The following is a 21,332-nucleotide window of genomic DNA, read 5'->3' as shown; positions in this document are numbered from 1 at the left end:
CGAGAGCGCGGCTCCCATCGTGTGGCGGAGAAGACGCGCTGGCCAGCCGATGGTTTCAGGGAATGCAGAACAGCATCTCTTCTCCATTCATTCGCTATCCGATCGGCACCTCGCTGCTGATGGCGGGCATCCTGTTCGTGGGGCTGGTCGCGTATCCGCTGTTGCCGGTCGCGCCGCTGCCGCAGGTCGATTTTCCGACCATCCAGGTTTCCGCCAGCCTGCCCGGCGCCAGCCCGGAGACGATGGCTTCCTCCGTCGCCCAGCCGCTCGAGCGCCAGTTCGCACAGATCCCCGGCATCGCGCAGATGACGTCGACGAGTTCGCTCGGCTCGACCTCGGTCACGATCCAGTTCGACCTCGGCCGAAGGATCGACGCGGCGGCCGGCGACGTTCAGGCTGCGATCAACGCCGCCAGCGGACAATTGCCGAAGAACCTGCCGTCGCCGCCGACCTATCGCAAGGTCAACCCGGCGGATTCGCCCATCATGATCCTGTCGGCGACCTCGGACACGCTGCCGCTGACCACCGTGAGCGACCGCACTGACGCCCAGCTTGCGCAGCAGATCAGCCAGATCTCCGGTGTCGCCCAGGTCTTTGTCGGCGGCCAGCAAAAGCCTTCGATCCGCATCCAGGTCGATCCGGCGAAGCTGGTCGCCAAGGGCCTGTCGCTGGAGGACGTGCGCGCCCAGATCGCGATCGCCACGACCGACAGCCCGAAGGGCAATATCGACGGCGAGCGGCATGCGTTCACGATCTACGCCAACGACCAGCTGATGCAGGCGAAGGACTGGAACGACGTCATCATCGCCTATCGCAACGGTGCGCCGTTGCGGGTCCGCGACATCGGCCAGGCGGTGGCAGGCCCGGAGGACGTGAAGACCGCGGCCTGGGCCAACGGCCAGCGCGGCGTGTTCCTCGTCATCTTCAAGCAGCCCGGCGCCAATGTGATCGACACCGTCGACCGCATCAAGGCGCAGTTGCCGCGGCTGGTCGCGGCGATCCCGCCGACCATCAAGATCAAGGTCATCAGCGACCGCACCCTGACGATCCGCGCCGCGGTGGAGGACGTTCAGATCACGCTTCTGATCACCATTGCGCTGGTCGTGATGGTGATCTTCCTGTTCCTGCGCAGCTTCTGGGCGACGATCATCCCGAGCATCACGGTGCCGCTGGCGCTGCTTGGCGCCTGCTCGTTGATGTGGGTGTTCGGCTATTCGCTGGACAATCTTTCGCTGATGGCGCTGACGATCGCGGTCGGCTTCGTGGTGGACGACGCGATCGTGATGCTCGAGAACATCACCCGCTACGTCGAGAAGGGCGAGCAGCCGATGGCCGCCGCCTACAAGGGCGCCAGCGAGATCGGGTTCACCATCGTCTCGATCAGCGTCTCGCTGGTCGCCGTGCTGATTCCGCTTTTGCTGATGGGCGGCATCATCGGGCGATTATTCCGTGAATTTGCGGTCACGCTGGCGATGGCGATCTTCGTGTCGCTCGTGGTCTCGCTGTCATTGACGCCGATGATGGCCTCGCGCTTCCTGCGCGCCGATCACGAGGTCAGGCACGGCCGCTTCTACCAGTGGAGCGAGCGGATGTTCAACAAGCTGCTCCACACCTATGAGCGGGGCCTCGATCGTGCGCTGCGGCACAGCTTCATCACGCTTTGCGTCTTCTTTGCAACCGTCGCGCTCTCGGTCTACCTCTTCGTCATCATTCCCAAGGGGTTCTTTCCGCAGCAGGACAACGGCTTCCTGACCGCGGTTTCGGAGATGCCGCAGGATATCTCGTTTGCCGAGATGAAGCGGCGGCAGGAGGAGCTCAGCCAGATCGTGCAGGCCGACCCCGCGGTCTCCTCAATCGCGATGTTCATCGGCGGCGGCGGCACGGCGCTGAATTCGGGCCGCATGTACATCACCCTGAAGCCGCGCGAGGAGCGCAATGTCGACGCGCAGCAGATCATCGCGCGGCTGCGCCCCAAGCTCGACAAGGTCATCGGCGCGCGACTGTTCATGCAGGCGTCGCAGGACGTGCGGCTGGGCGGCCGCGCGACGCGGACGCAGTTCGAATATACCCTGCAGGACGCCAACCTCGACGAGCTGAACGAATGGGCGCCGAAGATCCTGGCGAAGATGAAAACGTTGCCGCAGTTGCGCGACGTCGCCACCGACCAGCAGACCGAAGGCACAACGCTCCAGCTCACGATCAATCGCGACATCGCCTCGCGTTTCGGCATCCAGCCGCAACTGATCGACGATACGCTCTATGACGCGTTCGGACAGCGTCAGGTCGCGCAGTATTTCACGCAGGTGAACAGCTATCACGTGATCCTGGAGATCACGCCCGAGCTGCAGGGCAAGATCGACACGCTCGACAAGATCTACATCAAGTCTCCGTTGACGGGCGATCAGGTGCCGCTATCCGTGTTCTGCAGATGGACCGACGTCCCGGTGCGGCCGCTCGCGATCGCCCATCAGGGACAGTTTCCGGCCGTGACGATCAGCTTCAACCTCGCCCAGGACGTGGCGCTAGGACAGGCCACCAATGCGGTGCAAAGTGCCGTGGCCGAGATGGGCGTGCCCGGGACGCTGGCGACGAGCTTCCAGGGCACCGCGCAGGCGTTCCAGCAATCGCTGAGCACGGTGCCGATGCTGATCGTGGCGGCGCTGATCGTGGTGTATCTGATCCTCGGCGTGCTCTACGAAAGCTACATCCATCCGCTGACCATTCTCTCCACGCTGCCGTCCGCCGGCGTCGGCGCGATCGCGATCCTGATGGCGTTCGGCTTCGATTTCAGCCTGATCGCGCTGATCGGCATCATCCTCCTTATCGGCATCGTCAAGAAGAACGGCATCATGATGGTGGACTTTGCGATCGCCGCCGAGCGCGAGCGGCATCTGACGCCGCGGCAATCGATCCGCGAAGCCGCGCTGCTGCGCTTCCGCCCGATCATGATGACGACGATGGCCGCACTGCTCGGCGGCGTGCCGCTGATGCTCGGCACCGGGACCGGCGCCGAGATCCACCAGCCGCTGGGTTACGCGATGGTCGGCGGCCTGCTGGTGAGCCAGGCGCTGACACTGTTCACGACGCCCGTCGTCTATCTCTATCTTGACCGCCTCTCCAATTTCCTGTCGGACAGGATCCAGGGCAAGCCGCGCGAGGAGACGGGCGATCGGATGAAGGATGCCGCCGAGTAGCGGGATCACACTCGACTGCTGACGATAGCGCCGGCTCGGCCGGTGTTATCGCGTAGGCTTGTGTATCTTACGGCTGGGACGAAACCGCCGAACCCGGCAGCGGCGCAAACTGCATCCCGGCAACGGCGGAGCCGGCATAGGCAACGGCGATCAACATCACGATCCTGATAGCGACGAACATGCGCTTCCCTCTTGTTCTCGTCTTTGCCGCACCCTCGCAGAGACTCATTGCCATCAGGTGAGAGAAGCTGGTTGTCAGTAGCTTTACGGCATTGGTGAGCGAGAGGTTTACGGATCACGTCGAGAAGCCGGAACCCAATTCACCCGCCGCGAACGCTGTTGCGAGATCGATCCGGCCGTTAAACGCGCTATTCAGCGCCACCTGGGCAGTGTCGAATGAGACAGCCAGGAAGGCGCAAATCATTATGCCCGTTTTTCGATATTCGCTTATTCCAGTATCCGGGTTCCTTGCTTCGTTGTTTGTTTACGATGCTTGCTTCGGTTTCGCTAACGACGTGACATCTCCCGCCAGCGTGGTCGCGCTGCGCTGGCCGGACATCGATGAGTTTCGATTAACCAAAAATCCGGCCCATGCATCGCCTGCCGCGATGACGCCCGCCGCGCGCGTTAGGGAAACGTTTGCGATGTTTCTGCCGGGCGATCATCGGCGCATGCGCGACACGGCGCGGCCACTGGCCGGCGCAGTGGGGCGACAGGGGATAAGAGCGCCCGATCATTCTACAACCTGAGTTTAGCGGGTCTCTCGCCGGCAACCACGCGACGCAGCCTGGCTGCGTGGAGCGCAAGAGCGCTTGCCTCACCACTCCGCCGAAGCCGATTAGGTCCCCGCTTTGAGCAAGTCGGGTATTCCTAGTCGCCTGCCGTATACACATCGGCGTGTCGCAGGACGAAGTCGTAAACGCTGAGCGGCGGCACGCCGGTGACCTTCTCCACATCCGACGTCAAGCGGTCGTACCGGTTCTGCTGTTTGAGAAGAGCCATTGTCGCGAGATGGGCAAGTACATGCGGAGACAACCTCCCGCTATCCTCAAGCTGCTTGCGCCAAGGTTCCCAAGGCACGTCCACATAGGTGATGGGACGTCCGAGAGCCTTGGAGAACTCTTCAGCAACGCCGTTCATGTCCTGGGAGCGCGGTCCCGTCAGTTCGTAGATCTTGCCGAGGTGCCGGCCCGGGTCTTCGAGGATCGCAGCAATCACCCGCGCGACATCTTCACTCGCGATCGGCGAGGTCTTTCCATTCCCGAAAGGCAGTCGAATTTGCTGATGCTCGCGGATTGAATTCGCCGACAGCAGGAGGAAGAAAGTATCCAGGAATGACGTCGGGCGGACATGCACGACAGGCACTCCGAACCAATTCAGCGCCTGCTCCGCGAGCCAGTGCAGCTTCTGCTGTGGGCTGTCGGTGGTCGCATTGATGCTCATTTGCGATACGGTCATCTGCGAGATGTTCACGAATGCGCTCACATTATGATGCTTCGCGACGGCGGCGGCATTGACCGTTGCCTCGAGATACGAAGCCGAAACCGTCATACCGAAGTAGACCCGCTCGCAGCCTTCGATCGCACGATGCATGGCGTGAAGATCGAGAAGATCGCCGACGACGACCTCGACCCCGAGCTCGGCAAGTTTGGCCGATCGACCATCCTCGTTACGAACGAGGGCCCTCACCTTGGATCCCTGTCGGATCAGCAGCTCGCATACAGCATGACCAACGGTTCCTGCGGCACCAGTGATCAAGATGGGAGATTCCATGTCTTCCTCCTCGGGCGCGCCCTGCGAGCTGAGTCTGGGCGCGCAATAGGGGCATATCACACTTTCTTGGATATATGGCAGGAAACCAAAGCGCGCAACGCTCTCTCGCTCGCACCGGTTCTGGAACTATCGACAGCAAACACGAGCCGGTGATATCTTGGGCATTGAGAGGGTATTAATGCCGAAAGCAGCACTAAAAGCATCGGATTGGGTCGATGAGCCTGCACGTTGTAACTGCAACCAAGTCCGACGTGCAGCCAGGCGTCTCTCCCGGTACTACGACCTTGCCCTTGCCTCGAGCGGGCTCAAATCGACGCAATATAGCCTGTTGAGTTACCTTGTAACGTCGGGACCGATGGCCATGGCGCGACTGGCCAAGCTGATGTCCATGGACCGCGCGACCATGGGGCATAACCTGAGGCCGCTCCTGCGTGATGGTTTCGTTGAAATTTCAGTCGGCAAGAATGACCGGCGGGAGCGCATCGTTACCGTCACAAAGCAGGGGCATAGGGCGCATACCCGAGCCCTGGCTGCATGGCGGCGCGCGCAGACAGCCTTTGAAGAGGCTCTGGGGAAACGCGAGGCCTCTGCTCTGCGCGATTTGATGAATCGGATCGTTGACATCCCCCTTCCCCGTCCTGAGTAAATTGTATGATCCGGTGTGGCGCTCCAAAATCGAGCGCGCGCCGCGACGGCCGCAAAGCGTCTGATCACCCAGAGCGCGACTGCACGCATGGCATCCGAAGGAAGAGCTGCTGATGCTTACCCGAGGGCTTGACTGAAGCCGACATCGCGATGTGGCAAACGTCTGCTTTTGCGTCGGCAGCTGCGTCGTTGCGCTTCGCTGGCCGGCGATAGACGAATTTCGCCTCACCGCGAATGCGATCCACGCATCGCCTGCCGCGATGATGCCCTCCGCGCGCGTTAGGGAAGCGTTTGCGATGTTTATGCCGGGTGATTATCGACGCATGCGCGACACGACCCAGCCGCCGGCAGGTTGAGTAGGTGCGTAGGGATTGGCGCGTCCAATCATTTTACAAGCTTGGATTTGTCGAGCTCTCGCCGGCGATCGCTCGCCACTGCCTAGCGCGCTTGGAGTACAAGAACGCTTGCCTCACCACTTCGTCAAAGCCGACTAGGCCCCTGTTTTGAGCAAGTCGTTCAGCAGGTCTCGGACAAGACGCCAAGTCTCTAGCGCGGCCGCGATGCAAGGAGGCCGTGGCCTCGGGGAGCCATTCGGACTCGGGATGCCAGCACTCTCCCACGCCTGTCTACCAGGAGCGGCTGGCTGTGATCTGACCGGGTGCGTCAGAGCACGGAAGTCTCAGGGAACAAAGCGCTAAGCCAGCCGTTGGAAGGGCGCGCTCCAGGACACGAGAAAACTACATGGGCGATGGTGTTGCTGGCCCTGATGACGGAGGCCGAATTTACAAGGTCGCGCTCGCGAGCATTGTCGGCTCGGTCATCGAACAATATGATTTTCTTGTCACCGGGGTGATTGCGGCGACCGTATGGGGCGACGTCTATTTCAAGCTTCCGGCTCTTGCAGCGATTGCGGCTGCCATTGGCGTCTATGGCATCGGCATCCTCATCCGCCCGATCGGCGCCTACATCTTCGGTCACCTCGCCGATCGCTATGGACGCAAGGATGCGCTGGTCTATGCGCTGGTATTGATGGGCGTTAGTACGCTGCTCATCGGGCTCACGCCGAGCTACGACATGATCGGTATCGCTGCCCCTGCGCTCCTGATCCTGTTTCGTTTGGCGCAGGGCATCAGCTTCGGTGCCGAGTTCGGCACCGCCTCGACCTGGGTCATCGAGCAGGCGGCGCGCTCGCGGCACCGGGCGTTCTGGAGCGCCTGGGTCGGGTTTGCCATCCCGATTGGACTGCTGCTCGGCTTCGGCTCGGTGATCGTGCTGAAGTTGCTGATCGCACCTGAGGGCTTCCTGAGCTGGGGCTGGCGTATCCTGTTCCTGTTCGGCTTCCTGGTTGCGATCGTTGGCATCGTCATCCGTACACGTACCGAGGACAGCTTCCTGTTCGAACGGCACAGGGCGCAAAGCGCGGTTCTCGATTATCCTGCCACGCAGGTCTGGCGCGACATGCCGCTCACTATCCTGCGCACCTCGTTAGTGAACGCCATGTTCGGCGGCGCGTTCTTCCTCTATTTCGTGTTCGGCACGAGCTACATGAAAGCGGTTGGATTCAAGGGTACGACGCCGGAACTGATCGGGCTGATTGCTGCGGCGTTCATGCTGGTCTTCATGATCATCGGCTCACTGCTCGCAGACCTGATCAATCGACGCACAATTCTGTTGATCGCCGCGGTCGTTTTCCTGGTCTTTGCCATACCCTATTTCGACCTGGTCAATACGGGCAGCTTCCTGCGCGCAACCGTTGGTGAAATCATCGGCTTCGGCTTTGTGTTCGGATTTGGCTATGGCGCACTCCCCGCCTTCTACACGGAGAATTTTCCGACCCGTTATCGCGCGTCCGGCGCGAGCGCCGGGTACCAGATCTCGCAGGTCTACGGCGGTGGCCTGATCCCGATCCTGGCGGGCCTGATCCTCAACGCCTACGGTATTCACCGCGCCTATCTCTACATTGGGCTCCTCGTCATGGTGTATGCCGTGCTGGCGATCCTGGCAATTCTGGCGACGCCGGAGACCAAGAAGATCGATCTCGAAGGGATGATGCAACAGACCTAGGCGAGAGCGTCGGCCATCCCCTCGATCGCGAAAGAGGCGGGCGCCTGCCTCGCCACAAGACACGCGCAGTGCGAAGCACACGCGCGGCGTGCGACGCAATCCCAAACCACGTCGTCCCACTCTGTCCAGAATTTAATTCTCGCGCGGACACACAGCCAGGTGCCGCAGGACGACCTGCCGGGTTGTCTGCTCATCGCTTGCGAACACAATCGCGAGCCGTTCCGTGACGCGCCCCCCGCATCTGCCGCGCGTCGCCGAGTAGTGGCTTCAGCTATCTCGGGGCGATTACCGCAATTTAATTCCGCGACGGGTGAAAGTCGGGGAACCAGCTCGGAAGCCAGATGTTGGCGCTTCAGGGACGACACGCCTTGAAGGCCATTCTATCGGAGGAAACAGATGATTGCGCTTCGCCCCGTCGCTGCGCTGGCGGCGATCGGATTGCTTGCGGCTGCCGGCATGGCTGCCGCGCAGAACACGACCAGCAAACACGAGCCCGGCGTCACCGACACCTCGATCAAGATCGGGAATATCATGCCCTACAGTGGCCCGGCTTCCGCCTACGGCGTGATCGGGACCGCCGAAGCCGCCTACTTCCGCAAGATCAACGACGAGGGCGGCATCAACGGCCGCAAGATCGACTTCATCAGCTATGATGACTCGTACAGTCCGCCCAAGACCGTGGAGCAGGCACGGAAGCTTGTCGAGGACGACGGAGTGCTCCTGATCTTCAATTCGCTGGGTACGCCGACAAATACGGCGATCGAGAAATACTTGAACGGAGAGAAGGTCCCTCAGCTCTTCGTCGCGACCGGGGCGACCAAGTGGAACGATCCGAAGGAGTTTCCCTCGACCATGGGCTGGCAGCCAAGCTACCAGACTGAAGCGCACATTTACGCAAAATACATTCTGGAGAACAAGCCCGATGCGAAGATCGCAGTCCTCTACCAGAACGATGATTATGGCAAGGATTATCTCAAGGGTCTGGAGGATGGGCTTGGCAGCAGGGCCAACCTGATCGTCGCCAAGCAGGCCTATGACGTTTCCGAGCCGACCATCGACTCGGAGATGGTCAACCTGCAGGCTTCGGGCGCGAACGTCTTCGTGGATATCACGACGCCGAAGTTCTCAGCTCAATCGATCGCCAAGGCAGACGAACTCGGCTGGCACCCGCTGTTCATCCTCAACAACGTCAGCGCCTCGGTCGGCAGCGTGATCAAGCCGGTAGGCTTCAAAAAAGCCCAGGGTATCATCTCGGCGGCCTATCTGAAGGATCCCACCGACCCGCAGTGGAAGGACGATGCCGAGATGAAAGCCTGGCTCGCCTTCATGGACAAATACCTGCCCAACGCGGACAAGAGCGACGCCAGCAACGTCTACGCCTACGCGGTTGCGCGCACGATGGTCCATGTGCTGAAACAATGCGGCAACGATCTCACCCGCGCGAACGTCATGAAGCAGGCGGCTAACCTGAGGGATTACGATCCCGGGATGTTGCTGCCGGGAATCAAGATCAACACCAGCCCGATGGAGTTTGCGCCAATCCAGCAGCTCCAATTGATGCGTTTCAAGGGCCAGACCTGGGAGCGGTTCGGCAAGGTGCTGAGCGGCAGGATCGGCAGCTGACAGTCCGGTCTCGATTCGACGATTGATACCGGCCGTCGCAACTCGTTTGCGGCGGCCACGGATTCGTGCACCTGATCTGCTCCCCTCATCCGCCGATTGCCCTTCACTCGCCCGATGACAATCGTCAGGATCTGCCTCAGCTGCAACCACGCATCCGCATGAATAGCGCTCCGACGACCCCGGCAATCTGCGGGCTGGAACCGGTTGCCTCCAAGAGCACTCAACGACTATGCGGGGCGACCCGAAGAATGCATTGGTCATCAATGTTGTGCTGGCGATGTTCAATTTGTTTCCGCTCCGCCGCTGGATGGCGGACACATCCTGGTTGGTATACTCCCCCGCGGGCCGGCAACGCCGGTCGCGAGACCGAGCCATACGGCATGGTCATTCCAATCGGGCTGTTCATCATGCTGCCGCTGCTTGGAGCGCAGCTCGGACTCGGCCTCAATGCAGCCTGAGCCGATACTATCCTCGTCGACGATCGGCCTTCCGGAAGGTCGACCGTAGAAAGGTGACGGTCGGCCGTAGGATGGTCAGGTCGGCAACCAGAGCCAGAACCATTGCGAAGGTGCTGAGCCACCCGAACATCCGCAGCGCCGGCAGATTGGAGAACACCGTCACGATCAGCCCGCATGACAGCACGACCGAGGTCAGAATCAGGGCCGGCCCAACCAATATCGTAGCCCGCCTGACGCTGGCGGCCGAACCGTCACCCAGGAGTTCCTCGAGCCGCAGGCGATTGAGGAAGTGGATGGTCGCGCTCAAGCCCAAACCAAAGGAGACAGTGAGTGCTACAACGCTGGCAAACTGCAGGCCGTCGCCCAGCACCCACAGCACCGTTCCGGCGACCACAATCGGAAACACCGCAGGCAGGATGCTGGCAAGCATGGCCTGCATCGACCGGAAAGCGAGGCCGATGAAGGCGGCGACGAACACCGCCTCCACTGTCAGGCCCCGACTGAGCTTTTCGATCATCCTTGCGCTGTTTTGCGCCGCGACCGCGGACAAGCTCGTAACGGAAATTGCATAGCCCGGATATTGCTTCCGCACCGCATCCAGCGCCCGGTCCAGCGAGGCTACGATTAGGCGGATCTGGCTGGCATCGATGTCGGGGACGCGCCCGGCGACGACCACCGCATCCTGATTGGCGGACACGAACCGCCGCACCAGATAGCGGGGAAGAATGTCGACATAGCGCTTCAGCGTCGCTGTATCGGGCTTGCCGGTCTGCGCCAGCCAGCGCCGCAGGGTCTCGAGCGACCAGACATTACTGATCCCGCGCTGATGCTCCATGATGCCGTGGACCTCGGCGATAACGTCAAGCGTTTGCGGCGCATAGAGCGATGCGCCGTTCGGGAACTGGATCATGACATTGATCGGATTGGATCCGGTCAGCTCGGAATCAAGACGACCGGCCGCCGCGACCGCCTGGCCGCGGTCGGGCACCTCGTCGGCAAGGCGATAGCGCGGTTGCAGATGTTCGTAGATCGAACCGAAGCCGATCACGGCGAGGAGCCCGATCATCGTATAAAGCCCAGGGCGGGAAACGATGCGGCCTGCGATCCAGCCGCAGGCAAGGCGCAGCGCATTCACCGCCCGATCGGCACGCCGGGCCCGTTCTGCAAATCCGGCTTCGTGGCGAACCAGCAGGATTCCGAACAGCGGCACCAGCAGCAGCACCGTCACCAGCGCAATGACGGTTGCAATCAGGCCGGCCTCGCCGAAGGCGCGGATCAGGTCCGACTGCGTGAACTGCAGCGCGATAAACGATAGGGCCGCCGTGCCGTGGGTCAGCACGCAGGCCGGCCCCACGACGATGATGGCATCGCGGAACGCTGCAAATCGATCCTTGCCGGCGATCATCCTATCGCGGGCAAAGAAGGTGAGCTGCATGCTGTCGGAGAAGCTGATCACCATGATCAGCGGCGTCATCACATTCAGGAAGATGTTGAGCTTGAATCCCAGCCAGCCCAGGGTGCCGAGACCAAGCAGGATCGCGATCAGCGGCGGCCCCGCCGCAACGGCCATGAACGACACCCGGCGGAAGAACAGAATTGAGATCAGGCAGCCGGCGGCAAAGCCTGCGGCGTTGTAGATGACCCGGTCGCGCTCCAGCGCATGGCGGATTTCGAGCTGCATGACCGGCACGCCGGTGAGGCTTGCCTTCAGCCCCGTCCCGGCAAGGTCGCCTGCGGCGGTGGAGCGGATATCGTGGACGATCGCAGCGAGCTTGGCGCCCCGTGCCGCCTGGGGATCGAGCGCCAGCACGATCAGGGTGAGATCGCCGTCCTTCGACAACAGTTTGCCGCGAATAATCTCGTTCGAAGCGATGCGGGAGACCAGCTCCTGATAGGCGCCGTCATGCGGCAGCTGACCGGGGATCAGCGGCGCAGCCGGCCGGTCGTCCTGCGGCGGCTCGCGGGCCGAGAACAGCGAAATCACGCCCCTCGTCCCATCGATGAGCTGCAAGTCGGTGACCAGGTTGCGCAAACGGCCAAGTGAGGTACGCTCGAGCAGCGATTTTCCTTCGACCACGACGAGGACGTCGAATTCGCTGGAGGGAAAGCGACGCGACTCCAGCTCATATTGCCTGAACGAAGGTGTGTCGGACCTGAAGAGCTGGCTTAGCGAATCGTCGATACGGATCCGTGGAATGCCGAACCCGGCCGCAACAACCAGCACCGCCGCAACACTGGCCACGATCGCCGGGAATCTCAAGGATAAGAGTCCAATACGCTCGATACCAAGCGCGAGCTCGCTTCGGCGATCGTGCAAGATCCGCCGGCCTCGCCGCAGTGCGCGCATGATCTGCAGCCTGCGGTTCATGCAATCCTCGAAGCGCTCATGGTCCGCGCCGCTCCGGTCGATCGGTCGCATCCGATTGCCCGGAATCAAACATCGCCTCAAGCGCCCGCCAGACCAGCGCGACTAATGATAACAGGATGAGCAAGGTGACCGATGACAGCAGTATCCCCGATGCCAGTTGGTGATACTCAGTTCCTCCCGTGGCCCAGAAGGCGATTAGGGCCGCCGCGATCAGCGCCGCCCATGACAGAACCGCAGCGGCCTCGCGCTCTGTCCTGCTTTGTTCGCCCCGCCGATTTTCCAGGATATCGTTCGAGAGTCAGTGCTCAACATTCCAATCCGGCGACAGGCCCGCTTGTTCCTGAGCCTTTGCCTGAACAGCAACCGCGTGTCACAAATCGGCGTGAACCGCCGCGTTGCGCGACCAAATCTTAAGATGAATTCACGTTGGAAATTCACGTTGGTAGCTTTAGCCCTTTGCGGATGCCGCTCATGCGCGCCGCTTGTCAGACTGCTCGGAACAAAGAGGATCGACGAACGTTTGAAGTTGATCGTGGCGGGGGCCGGACACCACATATGCCATCCGGCCAAGGTGGCAACCGAATCCACCTTCAATCGGCGCATCGACCGCCATGGATTCCTTTGAGCTGAACAAGGTCCTCGGAGCGATTTTGGCGGGCTGCATCGTGGTGCTCTGTGTCCACCTTCTTGCAAACTCAATCTTCGCCCCCGTTCAGCCGGCCAAGCCAGGCTTCCAGATCGCGGCTCAGCAGCCGGCCTCATCCGCTCCGGCTGCGAAGACAGAGGCGCCAGCACCGATCGCGACCCGCCTTGCCAGCGCGGACGTCAACCGCGGCAAGTCGGAGACCAAGGTCTGCATGACCTGTCATACGCTGAACAAGGGCGGCCCGAACAAGGTCGGCCCGAATCTCTGGGGCGTGGTCGATCGGCCGAGGGCATCCCATCCAGGGTTCGACTACTCGGCTGCGATGAAGGCCAAAGGCGGCAAATGGACCTTCGACGAGATCGACAAATTCCTGACCCACCCACAAGGCTATATTCCCGGAACCAAGATGACTTTCAGTGGAATCCAGAGCTCTGGCCAGCGGGCCAACCTGATCGCCTATCTGCGCACTCTCTCGGATAATCCCGTGCCGCTGCCGCAGGCCGCTGCACCAGCCTCGTCGGGCAGCGCGCAAAGCCCATCACAGAAGGGCAAGGCTGGAGGCTAGCATCGAGGCCGATCGGCAGTCGAGACAGATTCAGATCTGCTTGATCGAGGAGAATTCAAAATTGGAATCCGACGGGTTCTCGCCGATGCGGATCATGGTATCGCTCAGAAAATGATAGGGCGGGACTGGGAGGTTGTAGGGCGCGGGCACGCCGTTGAACACGCGCCCGGCCAGATCATACTTCGAGCCATGGTAACCGCCGGGCCAGTTGGCGGGCGGCGACGTCGGATTGGGCTGCGGTTCATAGAGCGGGATGCATCCTAGGTGAGTAGAGATACCGACGACGACGCCGAACTCTGGTTTGGTCGAGCGTTGCCCATTCTCCACGTAAGGCGCCTGTTGTAGTTCGGACGATTTCGGATCGGCCAACCGTACGCCGCACAGCGCGAACCTTTCTCCGATTTCATGATCGCTTCGCCCGGAATTAAGTTGATTTTGTTCGGCTCTGCATCGAAGCTTTCCAGATTGATCATGCAGACAATGACATCACCCGGTACGCGCTCCGGGCGGAGGCGCGTTGTCGAGTTCAATTCAAGCAACGACGCCGGGCGCCAGAGCCGAGGGCAGACGCAAATCAGCGAGGCAGCAAGCACAAGCCGACATAGCCAAGAGGTCAAGACCAGCGGATAACCGCACTAAGAGAGATTGCAATACACAGCGGAGGGCACCGTGCCACAATTCGATCGCGAGCTTGTTGCGCTCATGCGGAGCGCGCTTGAGGATGTGATGTCGAAGGTGCCTCCGAAGATCTCCAACGCAGCAACCAAAGCCTTTCTCGCAGAATGCATTCTCAAGGCTGCTGCGCAGGGCCACACCAGCTACAACGAGCTCCTGGCTGCGGCGACTGATCATCTTCAATCCATCATGACGATGTTTTCATGAGCACCGTCGGCGATGCACTTCCAGAGCGAGGACTTCTGTAAAGTTGCAGTCTGCATCAGACAAGGCAGATGATCTGGTCAATCGCTGATGCAGCCTGCAGCGCCACGCGGCGCGGACGTTTTGCTCCACCAGCAGCACGGAAATTCCAGACGCACGAGCCCCGCGGATGATCTTGAAGACGTCGCGAACGACAAGCGGCGCAAGTTCCTGCGACGGTCCGTCGAGGATCCGAGTGCACGGTCGCCGCTTCGCTTTGTTACGAAATGTTCATTCGCGCTGACCGCTGGGAGCGACCGCCGGTGACTACCAGCGGGAACCTTCGAACGACTTTTCTGTTGCTCTAGTTGCTCAGCACGAGACCAAGCTGATCGGACCTGCATTCAGCGAACCGGCCAGCGTGAGTTGCGATCGCCGACTGATCCAACTCTCTTGGCGAGCCTGCTGCGAGTGACTCCATCTTTTGCGCTCGACCTATTGCGCGCAAGGGAGAGAGCGTCGCTCGCGATCCCAGACGGTCAAAGGTGCACGTGATCCTGGGATGTCGCCACCCAAAGTTCGGTTTCGTCAGCCTGATTGGTCCCGCCAGATGAAGTGATCGAAAATGGCCACAGAGCCGGTGCGCCTGGAATGGCGCTGGTCCAAACCGCCGAGAAACCGGGACACCGGCCTCGCACCCCAAGGATCGCCCCGACGATGGGCGTTGTATCTTGTTTTAGCCATCCTGATAGGAGCGATCCTGCTCGAAGTCCCGGCCTATCTCCAGAAATGGCTGTGGATGCGACAACTCGGCTATCTCGAAATCTTCCGGACCCTGCTCTCGGTCCAATGGGGGATGTTCTTCCTTGGCTTTGTGTTCGCCTTCCTGTTCTTCTGGTCCAACCTTCGACAGGCGATCCGCAGCGCCTTTCTTTTGCACGGCGGATTCCCGACCGAGGACCTTGGCGGCCCTTGGGGGACTGCGACCCGCAACGTGCGCACCCAGCAGTACGGGCTCGCCTGGCTGCGGGCGGCTGAAATCGGGACCAGCGGTATCGTCGCCTGGGCCTTCGCCCTCGCCTTCAGCTCGAATTGGGACACCTACCTGCGCTTTCGCTACGGCGGCGACTACGGATTGCGCGATCCTCTGTTTGGCATCGATATCGGCTTCTATCTTTTCCACCTGCCCTTCTACGAACTGGAGCAGCATTTTCTCGGCTATCTGGCTTTCGTCACGCTCGCTGCGGTCGTCGGGGTCTATATTATCGGCTCGTCGTTTCAGGCGATCGGCGGCGACCTCACATCGCATACCACCCGAAGCGCGATCAGGCACACGTCTGCACTGCTCCTAGTTCTGGTCGCACTCGCCGGCTGGGAGTTCTATCTCGACCGCTACAATTTGGTCTATTCGACGCTGGGAGTCGTCTACGGAGCGGGTTATGCCGCCGATCATGTCACCCGGATCGCGCTAATGTTCATGCTGGGCGTCTCGATCGCATCCTGCTTGCTGCTGGCAATCAGCCTGTTTCGACCGCAAATGCGTACCATCACGACGGGCACCGTCGCATATGTTGTCCTGTATTCGCTCAGCGTCCTGTTGCTGCCGGCCGTTGTTCAGCACTATGTCGTTCAACCCAACGAGTTAGCGCTCGAGACCCCTTATCTCAAAAGATCCATTGCGTTTACCCGGACAGCCTACGGGCTCGAGAAGGTCAAGGACGCCTCTTATCCGGCCCTCGCGGATTTGACGTCTGCGGCAATTGCCAGGAATCAGGATACAACCGGCAACATTCGGCTATGGGATGATCGTCCTCTGCTCCAGACCTATCAGCAGACCCAGGCGATCCGCCTCTATTACAAGTTCTACAACGTCAGTACAGACCGCTATCGCCTCGCGGACGGTTACCACCAGGTCATGCTTTCGACCAGGGAATTGTCGTCAAAGCTCCCTTCAAAAGCTCAAACCTGGGTCAATGAACGGCTGCAGTTCACGCACGGCAACGGCGTCGTCATGAACTTCGTTTCGAAGATCGCGGGAGACGGTGTCCCGCAATACATCCTCGACAATATACCGGCGCGATCAGATTTCGGATTGCAGGTCACACGGCCGGAAATCTATTACGGCAAATCAATGCGGGGATATCGAATTGTCGCCACTCGCGTGAAGGAATTCGACTATCCGAAGGGCGACGACAACGTCTACACCAGCTACGCAGGCAGCGGGGGCGTTCCGCTGGACAATTTTTGGAAGCGAGCGCTGTTTGCCTGGACTCAGGGCGACGTCAACATTCTCTTGACGTCCTATCTAAACCCGGAGAGCCGTATTCAGATCTGGCGCCGCGTCCGCGAGCGAGTTGCGCAGATAGCCCCGTTTCTGCGTTTTGACGACGACCCCTATCCCGTGGTCAGCGATGGCAAGCTGTACTGGATTGAGGACGCCTATACGGTTTCCGACTATTTCCCGTATTCAAATCCTTCGCGCGCGCCCGTGCAGCAGAGTCACGTCGAGGCAAGGAGAGGCTTCGCGGTCAATCCGGGCGGCCACATGGTCCCGCCTCCAACGACTGCCGCAGAGGCCGACACCGAGCTGACCAGCGGTCTGAATTACATCAGGAACTCAGTGAAGGTTGTGATCGACATGTATAATGGCACGGTCCGATTCTACGCGATGGATCCTGCAGACCCGATACTGGCCGTCTATCGTCGCGCATTCCCGGGCGTGTTCGCCGACCTCTCGAAGCTCTCGGGAGACCTGAAGAGCCATTTGCGTTATCCCCAAGGCCTGTTCGCGATCCAAGCCGACCAATACAGGCTCTTCCACATGACGGATCCTCAGGTTTTCTACAATCAGGAGGACCTCTGGCAGTTTCCGAACGAGCACTACGAGGGCGAGACGCATTTCATGCAGCCGTACTATGTCCTGATGAAGTTGCCCGGCAGCGAGAGGCTCGAGTATCTGCTCATGACTCCGTTCACTCCGCCGGGCCGCGACAACATGATCGCGTGGATGGCAGCAAAATGCGACTTTCCCGACTATGGAAAGATCATCGTCTTCCTGTTGCCGAAAGAAAAGCTCATCTACGGACCGAGCCAGGTCGAGGCCATGATCGACCAGAATACCAACATTTCCCGACAACTCTCCCTGTGGGACCAGCGCGGCTCACATGTTATTCGCGGTAGGCAAATCGTCACTCCGGTCGAGAACTCATTTCTCTACGTGGAGCCGATTTACCTGACGGCCACGGGTATTCCCTTTCCGCAGCTCAAGCGCGTCATCGTCGCAGCCGACGGCAAGGTGACGATGGCGCCGACACTTGATGCGGCGCTCGTCGAGCTTTTCAGGCCGCAACAGTCGGCGACAGGGCCAGCGCTGACGACGGGTCAAAGCGGAAACGGGCGGAAGCAAATGAGCATCGATCAGGCCAGAAAGGCCTTGGACCAAGCAAAGAAGGCATTGCAGCAAGGCAACTGGGAGGAGTTCGGCAAGGCGATGGGCGTGCTCGATCGCCAACTATCGACAACATCAAATTGAGTGTGGCGCATCGGCGGGCGTAAACAATTTGCCTAGTCGAGCGCTTTAACATCATGGACGATGTCATCGCGAACAGAGATCGCCAGGGCTCTGGCGAGACGGCAGAGCCTTCGGGTAGTGCTCGCGTGGCCAGGGGTGAGGAGACGTTCCGTTCGTCGTGCCTGAGACGCATACCACACTGAAGGTGACGTCGACCGATCTTCTGGAATCGACAAGTGCAACGGCTGAGGCGGCGTTCCGTATCTCGATCATAGTATTGTCGGACAAGCGCGGAAGCTTGGCTGTGATGCGCCACAACACCATTCTGTCGCGATCCATCAAGGAGACTGATCTCCTCTACAAAACTCCCGCCCCAGGCCGATTGTCGTTGAGCACGACGTGCCACCGCACTCGTGCTGCAGTCAGGGGATCACGGACGAAAGGTTCCATTAATTCCATGTCATGCCTGGCGGACCACGCGATCCGCGGGGAACCTTTGGTTGGACCGTTTGTTCTCGCGAGAAGAAAACGACAGCGACAGGCGATGCCGCACGAACGGACGACCGGAGCGCGGTACAACAAGCCTGTTTGCGCAACCAACCGAGCCGGGGGTCGCGGGAGATCAAGGCAACACTGATCAGCGAAGCGGCAATGCCAACTGATCAGGCGCTGGCATCGAGGACTTGGAAAAACCTCCATGAAACCATTGAGCGTCGGCCTCGCCCTGACTGGCCTTATCGCGCTGCTTCAATCCGCAATTGAACAATCTCCTCCCGATGCGCTTCTCGCTGCGGTGGTCCTGATCAGCGCTTTGACAACTTTCCGTTCGACCGGGATATCGGCCTTTCTCAAGGTCTTCGTCGGCATCTTCTCGACCGAGACGATGATTACTGGACTCGTCGTGATTGCCGGTCAGGGCGGCTTGTGGCCCGCCCCGTATGCCCACTATCTGCCGCCTGACACGCTGCCGCTGACGTTGGCGATTTTCTCGATCATCGTCTACGTCGTGGCGCAGCTCGGAACGGTGCGCCAGATCATGCAGATCGCCGACCGCTATTTCAATGCCGCCGAACTGGCGCCGGCGCGTGTCTGGCCGTTTCGCCCTTTCAATGCGCCCGAGCGGCGCGTCGCCGTCGCCCTCGTTGTTGCCCTCGTGCTTCTGAACCAGGCGGAGGTGGGTATCCTCATTCGGCTGAACTTCTTCAACCGCGCCTGGTTCGACGCCATACAAACCCGCAATGCGGCAGTGTTCTGGCAACAGCTGTTGCTCGTCTTCACGCCTTGGGCTTTCACATACGTAACGATGGCGGTTGTCGAGTTCTTCATGCGCTCGATGCTGGTCATCCGCTGGCGGCGCTGGTTGACGGACCATTTCGTATCGCGTTGGCTGACCCACCACAATCATTACAGGATCAGCCTCGTCGCCGGCCAGACCGACAATCCCGACCAGCGCATTGCCGAGGATATTTTCCGCTTCATCAACGGCGGCTCCGACGGGTCGGTCACGGCCTACGGCATCTACGATTTTTCCATTCTGCTCGTATCGACCGTCAGCTCATTCGTTTCCTTTGCCGTCGTGTTATGGGGCCTGTCGAAAGCGTTCACGCTCCCGGGCACAAACATCATTGTTCCCGGCTTTCTGTTCTGGGTCGCCCTGATCTACGCGACCTGCGGAACGCTCATCACCCATCTTATCGGCCGGCCTCTGATCGGCCTCTACTTCGAGCGCCAGCACAGGGAAGCTGATTTCCGGTTTTCGCTTGCTCGACTTCGCGAATACACCGAGCAGGTCGCACTCTTGGGCGGAGAGATGGCAGAGAACAACGCGGTCGGGCATCGCTTCTCCGCGCTTATCGCAAACTACCTGGCCGTCATCTTTCGTCTCATGAGAGTCACGGCATTTACAGCCACGTTCGGCCAGCTCTCACCGATCATCCCTTTCGTCTTCACAGCGCCGTTCTATTTTGCCGGCAAGATCGAACTCGGTGTGATGACGCAAACCGCGCAAGCGTTCGGCCATGTGGCGACGGCGTTGACCTTCTTTGTGACCTATTACACCTATCTGGCGGCGTTCAAGTCGGTAGTCGATCGTCTGACCTCATTCGACGTCGCGATCGAACAAGCGCAAGCGCTCAAGGGCGCAGGACCGGCCCACGTCGCAAGCGCCGACGGCGAGCGCAAGATCGTCCTTGACGGCGTCGAGCTCTTGCTGCCGGACGGACGGCCTGTCGTTAGGACTGGCCATCTCGAATTGGCGGGCAGTGAAAGCGTGGCTATTTCCGGTCCATCAGGATCCGGCAAGTCGACATTGTTTCGCGCAATTGCGGGAATATGGCCCTACGGCGAAGGCCGCATCAGCGGTCCCGATGGCACAAACGCGATGGTCGTGCCGCCGAAGCCCTACCTTCCCATCGGCACGTTGCGCGCGGCCGTCAGCTATCCGGCGCTGCCCGGCAGCTACTCGGACGATGACATCCGCAGCGCGCTGGTCGAGGCCCATCTCCCCAATCTCGTCGATCAGCTTGACCGCGAGGAAGTCTGGTCACAACAATTGTCGAGCGGCGAGCAGCAGCGCGTGGCCATCGCACGCGCACTATTGATGCGGCCGGACTGGCTCTTCCTGGACGAATCGACGTCCGCCGTGGATGAGAAGCTGGAGGCCAAACTCTACGCCGTCCTGGCTCGTCGGCTGCCGAACTCGACCATCGTATCCATCGGACATCGCTCGGCGGTTGTCCGGCTGCATCAGCGGCATCTGGCGATGCGGTCCGCCGATGGCGACTTTATCCTTCGCGATGCCGCTGAGGGTGATTCCGTGGACACCGCATCCGGCAAGGTCATGAACGCCCCGCGGAGCGATTCACCCGGCCGTCAGCGATGATGACCGCCGCCAAAACCTCGTCCGCCAACATGGCGCATGCCTACCCCGACGTGGCCCATGCTAGCCATGTGCGCGCCAAATCCACCCGGCATCGCGTGGCCGATGGCGCCCATCCGACCGGCAGCGAAGTGCGGCTCGCCGCCACGGGACGCAGCGAAACCATGCGCCGCGAACTGGGGCCGAGCGCCCAACGCACGCATGGGATGACCGATCTGACGGGTGGCGAACGCGCGGGTCCCGCCAAGCCGGTAAGGCCCGGCCGACTCTCGATACTCGCCGCGCTCGTGTCTGAATTCGTGTCGGTGACCGACGAACCCAAATTCAAAGCCCTCGTCGGGGAGCCCAAAAGCGTAAGCAAATGGCTCATAGTACGCATACGGCCCGTAATAGCCGTAATACCCGTACGATGGGTAATAATACGGCTCGACTGCGGCTGTCTCGATGTCGAGATAGGCTCGGCTGGCATAGCCCTCCTCTCCGTCATAGGAGACTCGGCACCACCCGACGGCGCAGTCGGTCGCATTGACCGTGGCCCCCGCGGGCAGCGTAGCGATCACAGCGAACTCTGTTCCCGGGCCGTTTCGCAGGTTAACACTCGATTCGACGACCGCTGGCGCGGCCATGGCCGCTCCGGCGGAAAGTGCCACGAAGCTGACGCCGAGCAACAGGCGTTTCATCATGCACATCTCACTTCTTCCTCATGCGTGAACACGCTTCGCCCCTGAAGAACAACCCTGCCAAATTGC

Annotated in this window: 13 protein-coding genes; 9 read left to right on the top strand and 4 right to left on the bottom strand. The window is 60.6% G+C overall.

Features of this window, described 5'->3' with window-relative positions:
* Nucleotides 1–62: 62 nt before the first annotated feature.
* Both MTX23_RS02745 and MTX23_RS02740 read left to right on the top strand, forming a co-directional pair.
* Entirely contained in the window at nt 63–3,194 is a 3,132-nt protein-coding gene (locus MTX23_RS02745; protein ID WP_280975111.1) for a multidrug efflux RND transporter permease subunit, read from the top strand.
* 275 nt (nt 3,195–3,469) lie between these two features.
* Nucleotides 3,470–3,943 carry a hypothetical protein gene (locus MTX23_RS02740; RefSeq protein WP_280975110.1) on the top strand — a complete coding sequence of 158 codons (474 nt, stop codon included), beginning with the start codon at nt 3,470–3,472 and terminating at the stop codon, nt 3,941–3,943.
* A 121-nt stretch (nt 3,944–4,064) separates the two neighbouring features.
* On the opposite strand, the gene MTX23_RS02735 is transcribed toward MTX23_RS02740, so the two are convergent.
* Complete coding sequence (locus tag MTX23_RS02735; RefSeq protein ID WP_280975109.1) at nt 4,065–4,967, bottom strand: SDR family NAD(P)-dependent oxidoreductase; 903 nt, start codon at nt 4,965–4,967, stop codon at nt 4,065–4,067.
* Between the two features lie 178 nt (nt 4,968–5,145).
* Here MTX23_RS02735 and MTX23_RS02730 point away from each other — a divergent pair, with 178 nt between their 5' ends.
* The 3 genes from MTX23_RS02730 (at nt 5,146) to MTX23_RS02720 (ending at nt 9,299) form a co-directional block, all read left to right on the top strand.
* The gene (locus MTX23_RS02730) at nt 5,146–5,613 is read left to right on the top strand and encodes a MarR family winged helix-turn-helix transcriptional regulator (protein ID WP_280975108.1); all 468 of its coding nucleotides are present in this window, start codon (nt 5,146–5,148) and stop codon (nt 5,611–5,613) included.
* 740 nt (nt 5,614–6,353) lie between these two features.
* Complete coding sequence (locus tag MTX23_RS02725) at nt 6,354–7,676, top strand: MFS transporter (RefSeq protein WP_280975107.1); 1,323 nt, start codon at nt 6,354–6,356, stop codon at nt 7,674–7,676.
* 456 nt (nt 7,677–8,132) lie between these two features.
* Nucleotides 8,133–9,299, top strand: coding sequence for an ABC transporter substrate-binding protein (locus MTX23_RS02720; RefSeq protein WP_280978346.1), 1,167 nt, complete (start codon nt 8,133–8,135; stop codon nt 9,297–9,299).
* Nucleotides 9,300–9,764: 465 nt separating this feature from the next.
* Here MTX23_RS02720 and MTX23_RS02715 read toward each other — a convergent pair whose 3' ends face one another.
* Complete coding sequence (locus tag MTX23_RS02715) at nt 9,765–12,104, bottom strand: MMPL family transporter (RefSeq protein ID WP_280978345.1); 2,340 nt, start codon at nt 12,102–12,104, stop codon at nt 9,765–9,767.
* 632 nt (nt 12,105–12,736) lie between these two features.
* On the opposite strand from MTX23_RS02715, the gene MTX23_RS02710 reads away from it, so the two are divergent.
* A complete protein-coding gene (locus MTX23_RS02710; protein ID WP_280975106.1) occupies nt 12,737–13,336 on the top strand; it encodes a cytochrome c family protein in 600 nt (199 codons plus the stop codon).
* Nucleotides 13,337–13,366: 30 nt separating this feature from the next.
* On the opposite strand, the gene MTX23_RS02705 is transcribed toward MTX23_RS02710, so the two are convergent.
* Nucleotides 13,367–13,705, bottom strand: coding sequence for a hypothetical protein (locus MTX23_RS02705; protein WP_348637542.1), 339 nt, complete (start codon nt 13,703–13,705; stop codon nt 13,367–13,369).
* A gap of 300 nt (nt 13,706–14,005) precedes the next feature.
* Between MTX23_RS02705 and MTX23_RS02700 the strand changes: the two genes are divergently transcribed.
* The 3 genes from MTX23_RS02700 to MTX23_RS02690 all read left to right on the top strand — a co-directional run bounded on the left by MTX23_RS02700 (nt 14,006) and on the right by MTX23_RS02690 (nt 20,586).
* A complete protein-coding gene (locus tag MTX23_RS02700; protein ID WP_280975105.1) occupies nt 14,006–14,218 on the top strand; it encodes a hypothetical protein in 213 nt (70 codons plus the stop codon).
* 601 nt (nt 14,219–14,819) lie between these two features.
* Nucleotides 14,820–17,726 (top strand): UPF0182 family protein, encoded by a 2,907-nt coding sequence (locus tag MTX23_RS02695; protein ID WP_280975104.1) that lies wholly within the window; start codon nt 14,820–14,822, stop codon nt 17,724–17,726.
* A 676-nt stretch (nt 17,727–18,402) separates the two neighbouring features.
* Complete coding sequence (locus MTX23_RS02690; RefSeq protein ID WP_280975103.1) at nt 18,403–20,586, top strand: ABC transporter ATP-binding protein/permease; 2,184 nt, start codon at nt 18,403–18,405, stop codon at nt 20,584–20,586.
* Here the strand turns inward: MTX23_RS02690 and MTX23_RS02685 are convergent.
* Nucleotides 20,577–21,266 carry an SH3 domain-containing protein gene (locus tag MTX23_RS02685; RefSeq protein WP_280975102.1) on the bottom strand — a complete coding sequence of 230 codons (690 nt, stop codon included), beginning with the start codon at nt 21,264–21,266 and terminating at the stop codon, nt 20,577–20,579. The genes MTX23_RS02690 and MTX23_RS02685 overlap by 10 nt on opposite strands.
* Nucleotides 21,267–21,332 lie beyond the last annotated feature (66 nt).

Source organism: Bradyrhizobium sp. ISRA436, from assembly GCF_029910015.1.
Lineage (GTDB): Bacteria > Pseudomonadota > Alphaproteobacteria > Rhizobiales > Xanthobacteraceae > Bradyrhizobium.
The sequence above is the reverse complement of the archived record's forward strand: the minus strand, read 5'-3'. Positions and strand labels throughout refer to the sequence as shown.

Coding starts and splice junctions, on each gene's coding strand:
- MTX23_RS02690 (WP_280975103.1), top strand. CDS start 18,403: ATGAAACCATTGAGCGTCGGCCTCGCCCTGACTGGCCTTATCGCGCTG.
- MTX23_RS02715 (WP_280978345.1), bottom strand. CDS start 12,104: ATGCGCGCACTGCGGCGAGGCCGGCGGATCTTGCACGATCGCCGAAGC.
- MTX23_RS02745 (WP_280975111.1), top strand. CDS start 63: ATGCAGAACAGCATCTCTTCTCCATTCATTCGCTATCCGATCGGCACC.
- MTX23_RS02735 (WP_280975109.1), bottom strand. CDS start 4,967: ATGGAATCTCCCATCTTGATCACTGGTGCCGCAGGAACCGTTGGTCAT.
- MTX23_RS02710 (WP_280975106.1), top strand. CDS start 12,737: ATGGATTCCTTTGAGCTGAACAAGGTCCTCGGAGCGATTTTGGCGGGC.
- MTX23_RS02695 (WP_280975104.1), top strand. CDS start 14,820: ATGGCCACAGAGCCGGTGCGCCTGGAATGGCGCTGGTCCAAACCGCCG.
- MTX23_RS02685 (WP_280975102.1), bottom strand. CDS start 21,266: ATGATGAAACGCCTGTTGCTCGGCGTCAGCTTCGTGGCACTTTCCGCC.
- MTX23_RS02730 (WP_280975108.1), top strand. CDS start 5,146: ATGCCGAAAGCAGCACTAAAAGCATCGGATTGGGTCGATGAGCCTGCA.
- MTX23_RS02720 (WP_280978346.1), top strand. CDS start 8,133: ATGGCTGCCGCGCAGAACACGACCAGCAAACACGAGCCCGGCGTCACC.
- MTX23_RS02725 (WP_280975107.1), top strand. CDS start 6,354: ATGGGCGATGGTGTTGCTGGCCCTGATGACGGAGGCCGAATTTACAAG.